The sequence below is a fragment of the Sunxiuqinia sp. A32 genome (genome assembly GCF_052690465.1).
On record NZ_JBQYLI010000045.1, the window covers coordinates 1 to 710 of the forward strand.

Genomic DNA, 710 nt, shown 5'->3' on the forward strand with positions numbered 1-710 from the left:
GCTGCCAAATCAGGGTTGTTTGTTAATTCTGTTTCGAAAGATGCCAGTTCTTCTTCAGAAAGCTCGTCGTTCAGATACTGGTCTATTTCTTCGATTTTTCGAGAGGTGGATGATTCTGTTTTCTGGATGTGGTGCAGGTTAGCACGCAAGTCCATGATGTCATTTTCAGCTGCTGCACGATCAATGTCCTGGTAAAGTTCGATGTCTTTTGCAAGGTTGGCATTCATTTCCAGTTCTTCTTCGAAGCTGGTAAGTTCGATACCTTCAAGCTCATCGTTGATAAATTGATCGATTTCGGCTGTAGACCTTTCGTGTGCAGGGATACTTGCTGCCACTTGTTGCAGATTAGCCCTTAAATCAATGATATCCTTTTCTTTCAGCGCATCGTGTATTTCAGAGAACATGGCTTCATCTTGTGCACTAAGCTCAAATTCTTCTTCTTCAGGGGTAGCAGACTGCTGATTTTGTTCTTTGTAGAAGTGGTGGATATTCTCTTTGGCAGCAACATTGTGCTGTGCCAGGTGTATTTTTGGCAGGCTTTCGCTGATATTGATTAAATCGTTGATATTGACCGGTGATGAAATTTCTTTGAAAGATGAAAGTTCTTCTGAAAGATCGAAGTTGAAGTATTGATTTTCTACGTATTCAAATTCTGCGGATTCTTCCTGTTCTTGTTCTTTCTCTATGATGTTCTGTAAGTTAGCTCTTAA

The 710-nt window shown here is 40.6% G+C and carries 1 protein-coding gene; it reads right to left on the reverse strand.

Annotated features, from left to right (window positions below; translation table 11 throughout):
• Nucleotides 1-710: hypothetical protein (locus ACUNWD_RS20760; protein ID WP_445589787.1), on the reverse strand; the 710-nt coding region annotated here is incomplete at both ends.